Genomic DNA, 267 nt, shown 5'->3' with positions numbered 1-267 from the left:
CTTCTTTTCTTTCGGAACAAACGTGATTGCTAAACAGCCTGTATAACGATATTTTTCTTGTAATTTACTATATTCCACAAGAACTGGTTCTATAAAGTTTGGATCTTGAACATAGAAAGCTTGCAATGTATCATCATATCCAGATAGAACTTGTACGTGTGAAGCATGCTCAATATCTATACTTAATAAAACAGGAATTCCTTCGTCAATCAGTCTCTTATAATTCTCTTCATTCCCTTTAAAATAACGATATTCATAACCTAATTC

1 protein-coding gene is annotated in these 267 nt (G+C 31.8%); it reads right to left on the bottom strand.

Annotation, left to right across the window (positions count from 1 at the left end; all coding sequences use genetic code 11):
• The coding region (locus QP997_RS09815) for a C39 family peptidase (RefSeq protein ID WP_284847010.1) at positions 1 to 267 on the bottom strand (267 nt) is incomplete at both ends.

The sequence above is a fragment of the Corynebacterium sp. MSK039 genome (genome assembly GCF_030232315.1).
GTDB lineage: Bacteria > Actinomycetota > Actinomycetes > Mycobacteriales > Mycobacteriaceae > Corynebacterium.
Note: the sequence above shows the minus strand (reverse complement) of the source record. Positions and strands in the feature narration are given on the sequence as shown.